General features: G+C 73.3%; 9 protein-coding genes. 6 read left to right on the top strand and 3 right to left on the bottom strand.

What is annotated here, in order from left to right:
• Nucleotides 1–121: 121 nt before the first annotated feature.
• The 4 genes from FH608_RS10980 to FH608_RS10965 all read left to right on the top strand — a co-directional run bounded on the left by FH608_RS10980 (nt 122) and on the right by FH608_RS10965 (nt 8,359).
• Entirely contained in the window at nt 122–1,828 is a 1,707-nt protein-coding gene (locus FH608_RS10980) for a glycoside hydrolase family protein (RefSeq protein ID WP_226899278.1), read from the top strand.
• Nucleotides 1,825–4,509 carry an alpha-L-rhamnosidase gene (locus tag FH608_RS10975; protein ID WP_139630305.1) on the top strand — a complete coding sequence of 895 codons (2,685 nt, stop codon included), beginning with the start codon at nt 1,825–1,827 and terminating at the stop codon, nt 4,507–4,509. Before FH608_RS10980 ends, FH608_RS10975 begins: the two co-directional genes overlap by 4 nt.
• Nucleotides 4,506–5,639 carry a GDSL-type esterase/lipase family protein gene (locus FH608_RS10970; protein WP_139630304.1) on the top strand — a complete coding sequence of 378 codons (1,134 nt, stop codon included), beginning with the start codon at nt 4,506–4,508 and terminating at the stop codon, nt 5,637–5,639. Before FH608_RS10975 ends, FH608_RS10970 begins: the two co-directional genes overlap by 4 nt.
• A 149-nt stretch (nt 5,640–5,788) precedes the next feature.
• On the top strand, nt 5,789–8,359 hold the full coding sequence (locus tag FH608_RS10965) for an ATP-binding protein (RefSeq protein ID WP_139630303.1): 2,571 nt from the start codon (nt 5,789–5,791) through the stop codon (nt 8,357–8,359).
• Here the strand turns inward: FH608_RS10965 and FH608_RS10960 are convergent.
• On the bottom strand, nt 8,307–9,329 hold the full coding sequence (locus tag FH608_RS10960; RefSeq protein ID WP_226899277.1) for a LysR family transcriptional regulator: 1,023 nt from the start codon (nt 9,327–9,329) through the stop codon (nt 8,307–8,309). The genes FH608_RS10965 and FH608_RS10960 overlap by 53 nt on opposite strands.
• Nucleotides 9,330–9,402: 73 nt before the next feature.
• On the opposite strand from FH608_RS10960, the gene FH608_RS51385 reads away from it, so the two are divergent.
• The gene (locus FH608_RS51385) at nt 9,403–9,570 is read left to right on the top strand and encodes a hypothetical protein (protein ID WP_193318346.1); all 168 of its coding nucleotides are present in this window, start codon (nt 9,403–9,405) and stop codon (nt 9,568–9,570) included.
• 47 nt (nt 9,571–9,617) lie between these two features.
• Here the strand turns inward: FH608_RS51385 and FH608_RS54145 are convergent, their stop codons facing one another.
• Complete coding sequence (locus FH608_RS54145) at nt 9,618–11,255, bottom strand: acyltransferase (protein ID WP_139630302.1); 1,638 nt, start codon at nt 11,253–11,255, stop codon at nt 9,618–9,620.
• A gap of 15 nt (nt 11,256–11,270) precedes the next feature.
• A complete protein-coding gene (locus FH608_RS10950; RefSeq protein ID WP_139630301.1) occupies nt 11,271–14,174 on the bottom strand; it encodes a glycoside hydrolase family 2 TIM barrel-domain containing protein in 2,904 nt (967 codons plus the stop codon).
• Between the two features lie 151 nt (nt 14,175–14,325).
• Between FH608_RS10950 and FH608_RS10945 the strand changes: the two genes are divergently transcribed.
• Nucleotides 14,326–15,822 carry an alpha-L-fucosidase gene (locus FH608_RS10945; RefSeq protein ID WP_193318345.1) on the top strand — a complete coding sequence of 499 codons (1,497 nt, stop codon included), beginning with the start codon at nt 14,326–14,328 and terminating at the stop codon, nt 15,820–15,822.
• The last annotated feature ends 9 nt before the right edge of the window (nt 15,823–15,831 follow it).

Raw genomic sequence — 15,831 nt, 5'->3', positions numbered from 1 at the left:
GCCGCAGCTTCACATATCCAACAATAGATGAATATATATGCTCCCTTGACGCGGCGAGGGGGACAACGCACGCTGAGGAGGACATCTATGCAAAGGTGAATATTTATGTCAAAGGGTGGCCATGCCTGAGATCCCCGACACGGTGTTGCTGGAAGAACGGGCCGAGCTGGCGATGAACGCGGTGGCCGGGCTGCCGGACCAGGACATGGGCGGCATCCCGTACTTCAGTGCCGACCTGCTGGCCCGCCCCGCCGTGCTGCGGCACGGCGACTGGGACTACGGCTCCAGCCACGGACGGCTCCTCGACGCCTGCCTGCTCGCCAGGCAGATGACCGGCAAGGACGCGTGGCGGGAGGTCGAGGAGGGGTTCAGGCGGCGGCTGATCGGCTTCTTCGGCGACGACGGGATGAGCTACCGGCTGGCCCGCCCCGAGGTGGGCTGGCCTCCGAACGCCAACCTCATCGACCAGCGGGCCGTGCTCCTGTCGCTCACGACGTGGTACGTCTCCGACGGCGACCCCGAGGCGAGGAGGCTGGCCGACCGGCACGTGGCCGCGCTCAAGCGGATCGCGATCAAGGAGCGGGACGTGTGGTTCTACCCCGCCTCCGAGTACACCCCGGACGGCTGGCCGTCCCCGAACGCGATCGCGCTGCACCTCGCGCCCGACCCGGCCTCGTTCAGCGGGCGGCTCATCATGCCGCTGCTCCGCTATCACCAGGCCACCGGCAACGAGGACGCGCTGGAGCTGTGCGGGTGGTTCGCGCGGCTGATCGTCGAGAAGAGCGGGGTCTTCAACGAGGACGGCGGCTTCAACCCGGCCCGCGCCTACCGCAGCGGCCACTTCCACACCCGGCTCGGCACGCTGGAGGGCCTGGCCCGCTACGCCCGCCACACCGGCGACCACGAGCTGACCGCGTTCGTGCGCCGGAGCTACGACTGGGCGCTGGGCCAGGCCACGGCGTTCGGCTGGACCCCCGGCGACCTGGCCGACCAGCGCTACGAGCACGAGAGCTGCTCCCTGGTCGACCTGATCGGCACCGGCGCGACGCTGGCCGGGTCGGGGCACACCGCGTACTGGGGCGTGGTGGAGCGCTTCCTGCGCAACCACCTCGTCGAGTCGCAGCTCACGGACCTGAGCTGGGTCGAGTCCGCACCCGACGCCTCGGGCGACGAGCCGGGCTGGAGCACGCACGTACGGGTGGGCGAGCGCGTGCTCGGCGCGTTCGCCGGATACGGCGCGCCCAACGACTACGTGTGCGACGTCGAGCTGGGTCGCGGCCACACCGCCGACGTGCAGGCGTGCTGTGTCGGCTCCGGCGTGCGCGGCCTGTTCTGGGGCTGGAACTCGATCGTCACCGCCGACGACCGGGTGACCCGGGTCAACCTGCTGCTGACCCGGGCCACCCGCCAGGTCACCGTGCTCAGCCACCTCCCCCACGAGGGCCGCGTGGACCTCGACGTGCACGAGGACCTGCCGGAGCTGCGGATGCGGGTGCCCGGCTGGGCCGGGTACGCCAAGGTCCGCGTCTCCCGCGAGAGCGGCGACCTCGACGGCACCCGGACCGGCGTGTGGGCGCCCGACGGCTACCTGTCGATCCCCGCGCCACGCAAGGGCGAGCGCGTCACCGTCACCTTCCCCGTGCCGGAGAGGACGAGCACCGAGGAAGCGGCGGGCCGCGAGTACGAGGTGAGATGGCGCGGTGACGACGTGATCGGGATCAGCCCCGAGGGGACGGCACGGCCGATGTACGGCGGGCGCAAGGTCCACCCGACCGCGCCCCGGCGCGACTACACCCTGGCCAGGCCCGCGAAGGAGTGGACGTGGTGAGCTGGAACCTCGCGGAGCCGCCCTCCGGCGACACGCTGACGCCGTACGACCTGCGCTGCGAGCACCGCGCCACCCCTCTCGGCGTCGGCGCGACCGTGCCCAGGCTGAGCTGGCGGCTCGCCTCCGACCGGCGCGGCGCCGCGCAGGACGCGTACCGGATCCGGGTGCACGCGCGCGGCGGCCCGGCCTGGGACAGCGGCTGGGTCGAGGGCCAGGACGTCAGCGCCGGCTACGGCGCCGACTACGGGGGCGCGCCGCTGCAGTCGCTCACCCGCTACACCTGGCAGATCGACGTGCGGGGCGGCGGATCGGCCACGTCGTGGTTCGACACCGGGGTGCTGCACGCCGACGAATGGCGGGCGGCCTGGATCGGCCACGACCCCGAGACCGAGCCGCCGTTCGAGCCGCCCACCGACGACCGCGAGCCGCGCAGCGCCCGCACCGCGCACCTGCCCGCGCCCCGCTACTTCCGGCGCGAGCTCGACCTGCCCCCGGCGACCGCCGTGCGGGTCGTGGCGAGCGCGCGCGGCCTGTACGAGCTGCGCGTCAACGGCTCACGAGTGGGCGACGACGAGCTGACGCCGGGGTGGACGGACTACCGGGAGCGGGTGCCGTACCAGGTGTACGACGTCACGGACCTGGCCGGGGACGGCGGCCCCCTCTGCGTGGGCGCGATCCTGGCGGACGGCTGGTGGTCGGGCAGCCTCGGCTGGGACTCGCGGCGGCAGGCGCAGCACTACGGGAAGCGGCCGGAGCTGCTGGTCCAGATCGTGGCCGAGCACGAGGACGGCTCCCGCACGGTCGTCGGCACCGACGGGAGCTGGCGGGAGAGCACCGGGCCCATCCGATACGCCGACCTGCTCATGGGCGAGTGGTACGACGCCCGCCTGGAGCGGCCCGGCTGGGACCGGCCCGGCTTCGACGACTCCTCCTGGGCGCCGGCGCGGATCGTGGACACCTCGCACGACGTCCTCGTGCCCACGGTGGCGGAGCCCGTACAGGTGACCGAGGACCTGGTGCCGGTCGGCGTCCAGCCGGCGAGCGGCGGCCATACCATCGTCGACCTGGGGCAGAACATCGCCGGCCGGGTCCGCCTGGTGCTGCGCGGCGCGCCGGCGGGCACCCGCGTCACGCTGCGCCACGGCGAGGCGCTCGACGACGGCGGCGGCCTGTACACCGACAACCTGCGCTCGGCCGAGGCCACCGACCACTACGTGGCCGCCGGGGAGCCGGTGGAGACGTTCGAGCCGCGCTTCACCGTGCACGGCTTCCGCTACGTCGAGGTCTCCGGGCACTCCGACTTCGACCTCGTGGGGCGGGCGCTGCACTCGGCGACACCGGTCGCGGGCGAGTTCTCCTGCTCCGACGACATGGTGCGCCGGCTGATGAGCAACATCCGGTGGAGCCAGCGCGACAACTTCGTCTCCGTGCCCACCGACTGCCCGCAGCGGGACGAGCGGCTCGGCTGGACCGCCGACGCGCAGGTCTTCCTGCCCACCGCCTGCTACAACGCGGACGTGGCGGCGTTCTTCACGAACTGGCTGGCCGACCTGCGGTGCGCGCAGACCGCGGACGGCGCGGTGCCGGACGTGGTGCCGCACGTCATGACCGAGCGGCACGGCGCGCCCGGCTGGGGCGACGCGGCCACCGTCGTGCCCTGGCACCTCTACCGGGTGTACGGGGACGAGCGGGTGCTGCGCGACAGCCTGCCGAGCATGCGGCGCTGGGTGGACCACGTCGAACGCCACAACCCCGACCTGATCTGGCGGAACAAGGTCGGCAGCCACTACGGGGACTGGCTCCAGGCGGGCGTGACCACCACGCGCGAGGTGATGGCCACCGCCTACTTCGCGCTCAGCGCCGGCCTGACCGCGAAGGCCGCCGCCGTGCTGGGCCTCCAGGACGTGGCGGACCGGTACGCGGCGCTGCGCGAGCGGATCGGCGCGGCCTTCGCGGCGGCGTTCGTGTCGGCGGACGGGCGGATCACGGGCGACACGCAGACCGGCTACCTGCTGGCGCTCGCGCACGGCCTCGTCCCCGAGCCGCTCGTGCCCGCCGCCGTCGGCCACCTGGTGGCCGACCTGGAGCGCCGGGGCGGCCGCCTGACCACCGGGTTCGCCGGGGTCGGGCTGCTCGGTCCCGTCCTGTCCGCGTACGGGCACCAGGACCTCGCCTACGACCTGCTGCACGACGACCGCTACCCGTCGTGGGGCTACTCGATCAAGCGGGGGGCCACCACGATCTGGGAGCGGTGGGACGGGTGGACGGAGGAGAACGGGTTCGGGCCCGTCGCCATGAACTCCTTCAACCACTACGCCCTCGGCTCGGTGGGCGAGTGGCTGTACGGCGGGGTCGCGGGTCTCGGCCAGGAGGAGGGGTCCGTCGGCTACCGGCGCCCGCTCGTCCGCCCGCTGCCCGGGGGGCGGCTGACGTGGGCGTCGGCCTCGTACGACACGCCGCTGGGACGGCTGGCGAGCCGGTGGCAGATCTCCGGCGGTGAGTTGACGCTGGAGGTGCAGGTACCGCCGGGCGCGCACGCCACCGTCCACGTGCCCACCACGGACCCGTCGTCGGTACGCGAATCCGGCACACCGATCGAGCCCCTGGAGGTCACCGGGTCGGCGGTGGTGTGCCGGATCGGGTCCGGACGGTACACGTACACCTCGACGTGGGAGAGGTGACCACGTGGGCCGCCGCCGCGGAACGGCTCGGCGGCGGCCTGCGTGACCTGACCGTGCGCAACGTCGTGCGGACCACCGTGGGCGGGAGCGGCCTGCGCGTCCGGCTGACCAACGCGTTCGGGAACCGGCCGGTGACGTTCGGCCACGTCTACGCGGGCGTACCCCGGGCGGGGGCGGCGCTGGAGCCGGGCTCGAACCGGATGCTCACCTTCGCCGGGAGCCCCGAGGTGACGCTCCCGCCGGGAACGACGGCCCTCAGCGACCCGCTCCCCGGCCCGGTCCTCCCCCGCCGCCGCCTCGCCATCAGCCTGTACGTCCGCGGCGAGGCAGGCACCCTGACCGGCCGCAACCGCGCCACCGCCCCGGCTCGCCCACCGTCCAGCGCCGCGCCGGAGCCTGGCGGCGCCCCCGCCTACCGGTCGGTCCCGGGTGACCACGCCTCCGACGAGAGCGGGGCGGCGTACATCGACGAGGCGGCGGTCTGGCACTGGCTGGACGCGCTGACCGTCACCGCTCCCGCCTCTGTGTCCGCGGTGGCAGTGCTCGGCGACTCGCTCGCCGTGGGCGTGGGCTCGGAGACCGGCCTGGGCTGGGTGGACCTCCTGGCCGACAGGGGATGGCCGCTCGCGGTCGTCAACGAGGGCGTCTCCGGCGGCAAGGTGCTGACCGCCGGAACCGGCCTCGCCGCCGAGAAGCGCCTGGCCGCCGAGGTCCTGACCAAGCCGGGCATCGCCGCCGTGATCCTGCTCGCCGGGCTCAACGACCTCGGCGCGGGCGCGCGGGCCGGCGACCTCATCGCCGCGTACCGCCGCATGGCCGCCACCGCGCACGCGGCCGGGGTGCGCATGATCGGCGGCACGCTCACGCCGTACGCGGGCGCGGAGTACCACACCCCGGAAGGCGAACGGGCGCGGCAGGAGATCAACGCGTTCATCCGGCACGGGGACGCGTTCGACGACCTGGCCGACTTCGACGCCGCCCTCCGCGACCCCGCCGCCCCCGCCCGCCTGCTGCCCCACCACGACAGCGGCGACCACCTCCACCCCAGCGCCGCAGGCCACCAGGCCCTGGCCGCCGCCGTCACCCTGCCCCTGCCGCAACCGATCGCGACGACCAGCCGATCGCCATGAGGCCGTGCCCGCATCGCGGCCGGTCCTCAGGTCCAGGACCGGCTGTCGCACGGGCGGTCTCAGGACTCCAGCCCGGCTGTCTACTGCGGTCCCCGGGGTTGTGTGGCTAGTCTTTGAGCCTCACTCGGGCGGGCACGGGAGATGACGTCATGTCGTCAGGAACCTCGGCAGGTAACGCGGCGGAGCAGGGATCGTCGCTGGCCGGGTTGTTGCGCGGCTGGCGTGAGCGGGCGTTGCTGACCCAGGAGCAGCTGGCGGCGCTGGCGGGGTTGAACGCGCGTACCATCCGCCGGTTGGAGGCCGGGGAGCTGCAGCGGCCGCGCAGCGCCTCGTTACGGTCGCTGGCCGAGGCGCTCCATCTGGACGGCGCCGAGCGTTCCCTGCTGGCCCAGGCCGTGAGCGAGGGTGGTCCTGCCGTGAGCGACGGCGGGCCGGCCCCGGCGCATCCGGCGCCGCGGCAGTTGCCCGCCGACGTGGCGGCGTTCGTCGGCCGGGCCCGGGAGCTGGCCGTGCTGGACGAGATCGGCCAGGCGGCCACGGTGGTGATCACGGCGATCGACGGCATGGCCGGGGTCGGCAAGACGGCGCTGGCCGTGCACGCCGCCCACCAGCTGGCGCCTCGCTTCCCCGACGGGCATCTCTTCGTCGACCTGCACGGCTACACCCGCGGCAAGAGCGCCGCCGACCCGGCGGACACGCTCACCCGCATGCTGACCCTGCTGGGCGTGCCCGGGGAGGCCATCCCGCCGCACCTGGACGACCGGGCGGCGATGTACCGCAGCGTGCTGGCCGGGCGTCAGATGCTGATCGTGCTGGACAACGCGGCCGACGAAGCGCAGGTGGGGCCCCTGATGCCCGGCGCGGGAGGCTGTCTGGTCCTCATCACCAGCCGGCGGCGGCTGATCGGCCTGGACGGCGCCCGTACGATCTCCGTCGACGTGCTGCCACCGGCCGACGCCGTGTCCTTGTTCGCAGGCACCGCCGGTGAACAGCGCCTGGCCGGCGCCTCCGAGCAGGCCCTGGCCGAGGTGGTGCACCGGTGCGGGCTGCTCCCGCTGGCCATCCGCCTGGCCGCGGCCCGCCTCAAAGCGCATCCCGCCTGGACCGTCACCCACCTGCTGCGCCGGCTGGACGAGCACCGGCACCCGCTCGCCGAACTCCGCGCCGGCCAGCGCAGCGTCACTGCCGCGCTGGACCTGTCCTACCGCGAACTGCCCGCGGCGGACCAGCGCGCCTACCGTCTGCTCGGTCTGCATCCCGGCGCCGACATCGCCCTCGACGCGGTCGCCGCGCTCCTGGACACCACGGCCGCCCACGCGTCCACCCTTCTCGACCACCTGCTGGAAAGCCATCTGCTGCACGAGCCCACGCCCGGCCGCTACCGGTTCCACGACCTCATCCGCGCCCACTCCGCGCACCTGGCCACCGTCGAGGAGTCCGCCTCCGAGCAGCAGGCCGCCGTCACGCGCCTGCTCGTCCACTACGGTCAGGCCGCCTCCATCGCCGTGGGCCACCTCTACCCCTACGAAGCCGACACCCGCCCGCACCCACCCGCCGGCGCCGCCGGTGCCGCCGACATCCCCGACGCCGAGGCGGCCATCAGCTGGCTGGACGCCGAACTGGCCAACCTCCTGGACCTCGCCCGGCACGCCGCCGAGCACGGCTTCCCCGACCACGTCCAGTACCTGTCCGCCACCCTGCACCGCTGCCTGCGCACCCGCGGCCACTACACCGAGGCCGAGGACCTGCACACCCGCGCCCTGGCCACCGCCCGCGCCACCGCGAACGTCACCGGCGAGATGGAAGCCCTCCTCGCCCTCGGCGAGATCCGCCACCGGCAGAACAACCGCTACGACCTGGCCATGCACGACACCACCCAGGCCCTCGCCATCGCCCGCGGCATCGAACACCGCTCAGGCGAACTGCGCGCCCTGAACACCCTGGGGATGCTCGACGCGGTCCGCGGACGGTACGCGGAGTCGGCCGAGCACTTCACGCGGGCGCTGGACATCAGCCGCGCGATCGGGCACCGTACCGGCGAGCTGGACGCGTTGATAGGTTCCGGCCACATCCACCGGGTGATGGGGCAGCACGAGCAGGCCCTCGACAATCTGCGGCAGGCTCTCGGCATCGCCCGGACGATCGGGCACCGCACGGGTGAGGTGCGCACGCTGCTCGGGCTCGGCCACGTCCACCTCACCCGGGGAGAGGACGAGGCGGCCACGGACTGCTTCACCCGGGCCCTGGAGCTGGCTCGCGACACCGAGCACCGGCTCGGCGAGCTCGACAGCCTCACCGCGCTGGGCGACCTGCACCGGGCCGGCGGACGGCACCAGCAGGCCCGTGACTGCTACCAGCACGCCTTCGCCCTCGCCCGCGAGATCGGCAACCGCAACTGGCAGTTCGAGGCCGTCCACTCCCTGGGCCGGCTGCAGCACGACTGCGGGCGGCCGGACCAGGCCCTCGTCAGCCACGGCCAGGCACTCGCACTTGCCTCGGACCTCGACCAGCCCGGCGATCAGGCCCGCGCTCACGACGGCCTCGCTCACGCTCATGTCGCGCTCGGACAGCCCGGCCGAGCCCGCCACGACTGGACCCGGGCCCTCGCCATCCTGACCGAACTGGGCACCGACCAGACCGACGAAAGGGGCGTCGACGTCGCGAGCATCAAGGAGCGTCTCGCCCGCCTCGCCCCCGCCGACCCGGCCGAGCAGCCGTGACCAGGGCCGTCGCGCCCGCCTGATCCGCCCGTACGTCAGCGGGCCGGAAGGTGGATCGGTGGTCGCGCACCACCCCCTCCAGCGCCCGTATCCCGAGGTCGATGAGCGGGTTCCGCCGGCTGCCCCGGCGCACGCAGGTGAGGATCCGCCGCGTCGGCATGCTCTCGCTCGACACCGGCACCCGCGCCACGGCCGCCGCCTGGCCCGCCGGGCCCTCGGCCAGCCGCGGGACCAGCGAGACGCCCAGCCCGTTCCCGACCAGCGACCAGATCGCCGGCCAGTGGATGGCGCTGTGCACGATCCGCGGTGAGAACCCGGCGGCCGCGCACAGCACGCGCACCCGCCGGGCGTGGTCGCAGGTGCCCGGGTCGGCGACGATCCAGTTCTCTGCCGCCGCGTCCTCCAGCCGCACCGACTCCGCCCGCGCCAGCGGGTGTTCGGCGGGCACCAGCAAGATGTGCGGCTCCTCCAGCAGGGGGCTCTGCTCCAACCGCGCGTCGTCCGGCGGCGGCCCGCCCTCGATGGGCTCCACGACGGCCAGATCCACCTCGCCCGCCACCACCAGGTCCAGGCTCTCCGCGGAGTCGCACTCGCGCACCTGTACCAGGAGATCGGGATGGCTGTGCCGCAGCCGTCCGGCCGCGGGGGCGATCAGGCCGCTGATCGCGGTGGTGAAGCCCGCGATGCGCAGCGGCCCGGTCATGCCCGCCCGGTAGGACTCCAGCTCCGCCTGCGCCTCCTCCCAGCGGGCCAGCAGCACGTCGGCGTGGTCGATGAGCAGCCGCCCGGCCGGGGTCAGCCGAATCCCGCGACCCTGCGGCTCCAGCAGCGGGATCTTGAGCTCGCGCGCGAGCTCGCGCATGTGGTGGGAGACCGCCGACGGGGTGAGGTGCAGGGCCTCAGCGGCCGCAGTGACCGTGCCCTGCTGGTGCACCACGCGGAGCATGTGAAGCCTGCGCAGGTCAATCATGAAACCATTTTGCACACTCCACCCGCAAAACGTGCAATAGACGGCAACGGTCGTCCAGGGTCATCCTGCTGTCATGAACACCAACACCATCGTTTCCCAGCACACCACCAGCGAGGGCATCGTGGTCTGGAGCCGGTGCGCCTGCGGACGGCTTCAGATGGTCCTGGTTCCCTACGGCATCCACGGCAAGGGACTCGCAGCGGGCGGACACGACATCCAGTGCCCCCAGTGCGGCCGTTAGGGCCTGTTCCTGGTTGAGATCACGGGACCGCCTGATCCGCCCGTACGTCAGCGGGCCGGAAGGTGGATCGCCGGTTCGGGGCGGTGGATGCCCCGGGGGCGGTAGCCGAGGGCGCCGGAGACGCCGAGATGGTCGGCCAGCAGCCAGATGATGGCCAGCCACATCTCGGTGCCCTGCAGGCCCGGGGTGCGCTGCGCGCCGCTGCCCCGGGACAGGGCGAAGCTGAGGCCCGCGCCGTCCTGCCAGCCGCCCAGCGCCCGTACGAGGTGCTCCCTCGCCCACGCCTCGCCCTCCGCGCGGCGGTGCCGGGTCTGGCGGCCCAGCAGCCACAGCGGGTGGATGACGTCGAGCACGTTGCAGGCGTTGCCGGTGCCGGGGCCGAAGTAGCGGGGGTCGGCGGCCTGGGCGAGCACGGTGTCGACGGCCCGCTCCGGGTACGGCAGCGGCAGCCCGAACTGCGCGTACGTGCCCCTCGTCAGCCGGTAGAAGCCGTTGACCACCATCAGCCAGCCCGCGTCCGCGTCCGGTTCGCCCCACATGCCGTGGGTCTGGCGGCAGCGGGTGAGCAGCCAGCCGTACAGGGTCTCGAGGTCGCCGCGCAGGCCGAAGCCGGCGAGGTTGCGGTAGAGACCGGTGCCGATGGCGTCCACCACCGAGCCCGACGTCCAGGCCTGGCGGTCCCAGTCGAGGGCGTCGAGTGCCGCGGTCAGGTCTTTCGAGGTGAGGTCGTGGACGGCTCGGACGGGGTGCTCGAAGCGGGTGCCGAGCAGGTCGAGCGCGTAGCCGACGCAGAGCACGTGGTAGGCGGTGACGCCCTCCAGCTCCGGGGTGCCCTCGGCGCCGAGCTCCGGCACCAGGCCCGTGTCCGGGTCCTGGCGGTCGCGGAGGAACGCGACGATCTCCTCCCGCGCCGGGGTCGGGGGCGGGCCGTCCAGCAGCAGGTCGGCGATCTCGACCGCGTCGCACCAGGCGCGGACGGTCGGCGGGGCGTCGGGGCGGTCGACGTACCGCTCCCCCGTCCAGCAGCGGCCGAGCACGTCCGCCGCCTGCTCCCTGGCACGGGCGGCGAAGGCGGCGAGCCGCTCCTCCAGGTCCGGCGCGGGACGGGAAGGGGCGGGGGTGGAGGGAGTGCGGCGGTCGCGGATGGGGCGGGCCGGGTTGCCCGCGACCATGGCCCAGGCCGGGACGTCCTTGGTGACGACCGCGCCCGCGCCGACGACGGCGTGGTCGCCGATCGTCACCCCGTCGAGGACCACCACGTTCGACCCGATCCACACATCGTCGCCGATCCTGATGCCCTTCGACGTGATCGGCTGGCGGAAGACCGGGCGGTCCGGCGCGGTGGAGTGGTTGAAGCCGAGCAGGGACGTGTGCGCGCCGACCCGTACGGCGTCGCCGAGCACGACGTTCCCCCGCACCACCGCGTACGGGTTGATGGTGCAGTCGTCGCCCATGACGATGTCGTCGGTGACGTACGCGTGGGCGGCGATGTAGCAGTGGTCGCCCATGCGCAGGCTGCCGGCGTACACGGCGGCCAGCGGCGAGACGAACACCTTCCCCGCCGCGTCGATGTCGACCCTCGCCCGCAGTTCCTCCAGGTGGCGTTCCTGGGCGCGGCGGTCCTCGTCGGTCGCGTGGTCCCAGAACAGCCAGGGGCAGAAGTCGAACGTGCTCGGTTCCGTCATGCGGTCACCTTTCTCTCAGGCGCTCAGCGTCATCGACCAGGAGTGCCGCCGGACCGGCACCCGGTAGCGCTCGGGCAGGGCGGGGCCGCAGGAGGCGCTGCCGACTCCCTGCTGGCCGTGGTCGAGGTTCAGCCAGACGCGGCCGGAGTCGAGCAGCTGCCCGGCCTGGAGCGCCTCGCTCGTCCACCGTCGGGCGGTGAAGTCCAGGTGCGGCTCGCCGTCCACGCGCAGGGCCGGCAGCCCCGGGCCACGCAGCTCCAGCCAGCGGGTCTCGACGTGGTTGCCGTTCTCCTGCGGGACGACGTACGGGGTCTGCAGCGCGTCGATCGGCAGCGCGAACCGGCCGACGCGGGCGGCGGCCCGGCTGTCGGCGTACGACTCGCCGGGGCCGAGGCCGAACCACTCGACGTCGGTGTAACCGCCGGGCAGCGAGAACCTGGCACCCATGCGCGGCGGACTCACCGTGAGATGGCCGTACGCGGTGTCGTGCCAGTCGCCGACGGGCTCGGCGTCGATCCGCAGGTGCAGCGCGCCGTCCCGCCGCTGCCAGGTGTAGGTGGTGCGGAAGCCGAGGGTGCGGGTGGCCGGGCCGCTCCTGCCGTGGACGACGAGCGTGCGGTCGTCGGGGCGCTCGACGTCGCCGGTCCTGTGCAGGAAACGGTCGAGACCGACGGCCTCCCAGTCGGCGGCCAGCGCGTTCCTGGGGCCCTGGCCCCGGTCGTTCTCGGTGGGGGCGCGCCACACGTCGAGCACCGGGCCGGTCAGCTCGACGCCGCCCAGCCGGACCAGCCGCCCGGTCCGCGCGTCGAACACGGCCTCCCCCAGCCGCAGCCCGTCAAGGGCTCGTGGGCGCCCGGTCGAGGTGGCGGGCAGCGGGGGGCGGTGGTGGGGGGTGGTGCCGAGGCGGGTCTGGGTGAAGGCGATGACGTGTCCGGCGGGAGCCCAGCGGGTGGCGGTGGCGAGCACGGCCTCGATCGTGATCCACGTCTCGCCCTCGCTCGCGACCTCGGCCTCGGGCATCGGCACCCGTGCCGTTTCCCTGGGCCCGCACGGGGGCACGGCCAGCGTCCCGCCATGACCGGCAGGGATCCCGTCAACCTCCACTCGCCACCGGAACTCCAGGTGCCCGAGATCGACGGTGTCGTACTTGTTCGTGACGGCCACCTCCCCCGCCTCCACCGTGATGCCGACGGGCTCGATGGCCTTGCGCAGCTCGGCCAGCCCCGGCGAGGGCGTGCGGTCGGGGAAGAGCAGCCCGTCGAGGCAGTACCGGCCGCCGTTGGGCTCGTAGTCGATGTCCCCGCCGTGCAGGAAGGTCCCGCCCGGCCCGGCCAGCCCGTGGTCGATCCACTCCCACACGAACGCCCCGCAGAACCGCTCGTACGACTCCAGGATCGCCTGATAGTCGGCCAGCGAGCCGGGCCCGTTGCCCATGGCGTGCGCGTACTCGCACAGCAGGAACGGCAGGCCGCGACGGCGCACGTCGTCGGGCGACTCGGCCGCCACCCCCTCCGGCGGCTCCTCCTTGCGCTGCCCGATGCGCTCCAGGTCGTCCAGCGACGGGTACATCAGGCTGTAGAAGTCGGAGTGGCGGTAGCTCGGGTCGCGCTCGTAGTGGAGCGGCCTGCTCGGGTCGCGCTCGCGGATCCACCGTTCGATGTCGCCGAACGCCGCCCCGCTGCCGCTCTCGTTGCCCAGTGACCAGATGACGACGCTGGGGTGGTTCTTGTCGCGCTCGACCATGCGCCGGGTGCGGTCGAGCAGGGCCTCGCGCCACATCGGCTCGGCGGGCGGGTTGCCCTCCCAGCCGGCGTAGATGAACCCGTGTGTCTCGATGTCGCATTCGTCCACCACCCACAGGCCGTACTCGTCGCAGAGTCGCAGGAACTCCGGGTGCGGCGGGTAGTGGGCGGTTCGGACGGCGTTGACGTTGTGCCGCTTCATCAGCTCGATGTCGCGGATCATGGTGTCGCGGTCGAGCGCGCGCCCGCGCTCGGGGTGGTGCTCGTGCCGGTTGACGCCGCGGAACAGCACGGGCGCGCCGTTGACGAGCAGCCGCCCGCCGGCGATCTCGACGCTCCTGAAGCCGATCGCCAGCTCGATCGTCTCGCCGGCGGCGGTCAGGGTGCCGCGGTAGAGGCGCGGACGCTCCGCGCTCCACGGCTGGACGTGCGGGACGGCGGCCCGATCGCCCGTCGGGACGGCGACGCCCAGCGCGGGGACCTCGACCAGGCCGGGGGCGTCGGCGGTGACGAGGAGGGCGCCGGAGCCGTCGGAGGCGTCGTAGGAGGCGCTCACGGTGAAGTCGTCGATGCCGCCGGCGGGCCGCGACAGCAGCTCCACGTCGCGGAAGACGCCCGGCAGCCACCACATGTCCTGGTCTTCGAGGTAGCTGCCGGACGACCAGCGCTGCACGCGTACGGCGAGCAGGTTGCCGCGCGGCCTGACCGCCTCGGTGACGTCGAACTCGAACGGCAGCCTGCTGCCCTTGGAGTGGCCGAGCAGGGTGCCGTTCAGCCACACCGTGCCGCAGGAGTCGACCCCCTGGAACCGCAGCACGGTCCGGCCACCTGCCCAACCTTGGGGCCAGTCGTCGGGAAGGTCGAAGCGCAGGCGGTAGTCGCCGGTGGGGTTGTCGTCGGGCAGGCGCGGCGGGTCGATGGGGAACGGGTAGGCGGTGTTGGTGTAGAGGGGGCGGTCGTGGCCCTCCAGCACCCAGTGCGACGGCACCCGGATCGTGTCCCAGCCGGAGTCGTCGAGCTCCGGGTCGGGCAGGCCGGGACCGGTGCCCTGGGCGGTGGCGGAGAGCCGGAACCGCCACCGGCCGTTGAGCGACAGGCGCGGCGCGTCGGAGAGGAAGTCCGCCCGCGCGGCCCGCCGCCCGGTGCCCGGCCCGGGGTCCTCGTGGAAATCGACCATCCGAAAGTTCCCCTCCGAGACAAAACGTTTTAACCCTATACGGCGTGATCCACCCTGGCCATCCCTGCGGCCGGAAGCGGTGAATGCATTGACAACAGAGGCTGAATAAATATATCATAGGTAAAACGTTTCAATAAGGTAGGTGCGGCCATTGAACGGGTTTCTGCCGGACTGGGAGTCGTTGCGCCGTCATCGCGTGCCCGCGTGGTTCGGGGAGGCCAAGTTCGGCATCTGGTCGCACTGGGGCCCGCAGTCCGTGGCCCGCTCGGGCGACTGGTACGCGCGCCACCTCTACGGCATGCAGCCCTGGTCCGAGCCCTGGGAGCGCACCCGGGCCGGGCGCCAGCAGGCCCACCACCGCGCCTACTTCGGCCAGGGCGGCGCGAAGGACCTCTTCCCCCGCTGGCGCGCCAAGCGCTTCGATCCCGGCGAGCTGATCGACCTGTACGTCAGCAGCGGCGCCCGCTACTTCGTCGCCCTGGCCACCCACTGCGACAACTTCGACCTGTGGGACTCGAGCCTGCACGGCTGGAACGCCGCCCGCCTCGGCCCGGAGCGCGACATCGTCGGCGCGTGGGAGCGCGCGGCCCGCGCGGCCGGGCTGCCGTTCGGGCTCAGCTTCCACAACAACTGGACGTGGCGCTGGCTCGACGTCGCGCACGGCACCGACCAGGACACGGGCCGGCCGCACGACGGCGTGCTGACCAGGAGCGACGGCACGGGCACCTGGTGGGAGGGCCTCGACCCGGCCGAGCTCTACCCGCCCAGGCACGAGCCGGGCGCCAAGCCCCCGCCCGAGGTCGCCGACCGGTTCTACGCCCGCGTCCGCGAGGCGCTCGACCGCTACCGCCCCGACCTGGTCTATCTGGACGACGGCCGGCTGCCGTTCGGCGCGGGCAGCGTGGTCGAGTCGGAACCGATCAGCACGGGCGGCCTCGACCTGCTCGCCCACTACTACAACACGTGCCCGACCGGCGGCCTGGTGACCCTCAAGGAGGTGCCCGACGCCGACCGCACGGCCGTCGTGCTCGACTGCGAGCGCCGCCAGCTCGACGCCGCGCAGGCCCACCCGTGGCAGTTCGACACCAGCGACGGCGAGTGGTTCGACTGCTCCGACGACAACCCCATGTTCCACCAGCGCAAGACGTCCCAGCAGGTCCTGCACACGCTGATCGACGTGGTCAGCAAGAACGGCTGCCTGCTGCTCAACGTCCCCCAGCGCGCCGACGGCACCGTCGACGACCGGGCCCGCGCGCTGCTGGGAGAGGTGGGCGAGTGGCTGCGCGTGTGCGGCGAGGGCGTGTACGGCACGACGCCCTGGCTGCGCGCCGCCGAGGGCACGACGGGCCTGGGCGAGACCAAGGGCTACGAGGGCTACAACGAGGCCGACCGCGCCTACCAGCCGGGCGACGTCCGCTTCACCTGCCGGGGCGACACGGTGTACGCCACGCTGCTGGCCTGGCCGGAGGACCGCACCGCCGTCATCACGAGCCTGGGCACCGGCGCGGGCCTGCTGAAGCGCCGCCCGGCCAGGGTCGAGCTCCTCGGCCACGGCCCGCTCACCTGGCGGCTGGACGCCGACGCGCTCCGCGCCGACCTGCCTCCCGACCCGCCCACCAAGGCCGCGTACATGATCAAAATCACCTGACCTGGAGCC

This window comes from Nonomuraea phyllanthi, assembly GCF_006334985.2.
Lineage (GTDB): Bacteria > Actinomycetota > Actinomycetes > Streptosporangiales > Streptosporangiaceae > Nonomuraea > Nonomuraea phyllanthi.
Note: the sequence above shows the minus strand (reverse complement) of the source record. Positions and strands in the feature narration are given on the sequence as shown.

What these genes read in the sequence shown, in the direction of transcription:
- FH608_RS10980 (WP_226899278.1), top strand. Translation starts at nt 122, where the DNA reads ATGCCTGAGATCCCCGACACGGTGTTGCTGGAAGAACGGGCCGAGCTG.
- FH608_RS10965 (WP_139630303.1), top strand. Translation starts at nt 5,789, where the DNA reads ATGTCGTCAGGAACCTCGGCAGGTAACGCGGCGGAGCAGGGATCGTCG.
- FH608_RS10960 (WP_226899277.1), bottom strand. Translation starts at nt 9,329, where the DNA reads ATGATTGACCTGCGCAGGCTTCACATGCTCCGCGTGGTGCACCAGCAG.
- FH608_RS51385 (WP_193318346.1), top strand. Translation starts at nt 9,403, where the DNA reads ATGAACACCAACACCATCGTTTCCCAGCACACCACCAGCGAGGGCATC.
- FH608_RS54145 (WP_139630302.1), bottom strand. Translation starts at nt 11,255, where the DNA reads ATGACGGAACCGAGCACGTTCGACTTCTGCCCCTGGCTGTTCTGGGAC.
- FH608_RS10950 (WP_139630301.1), bottom strand. Translation starts at nt 14,174, where the DNA reads ATGGTCGATTTCCACGAGGACCCCGGGCCGGGCACCGGGCGGCGGGCC.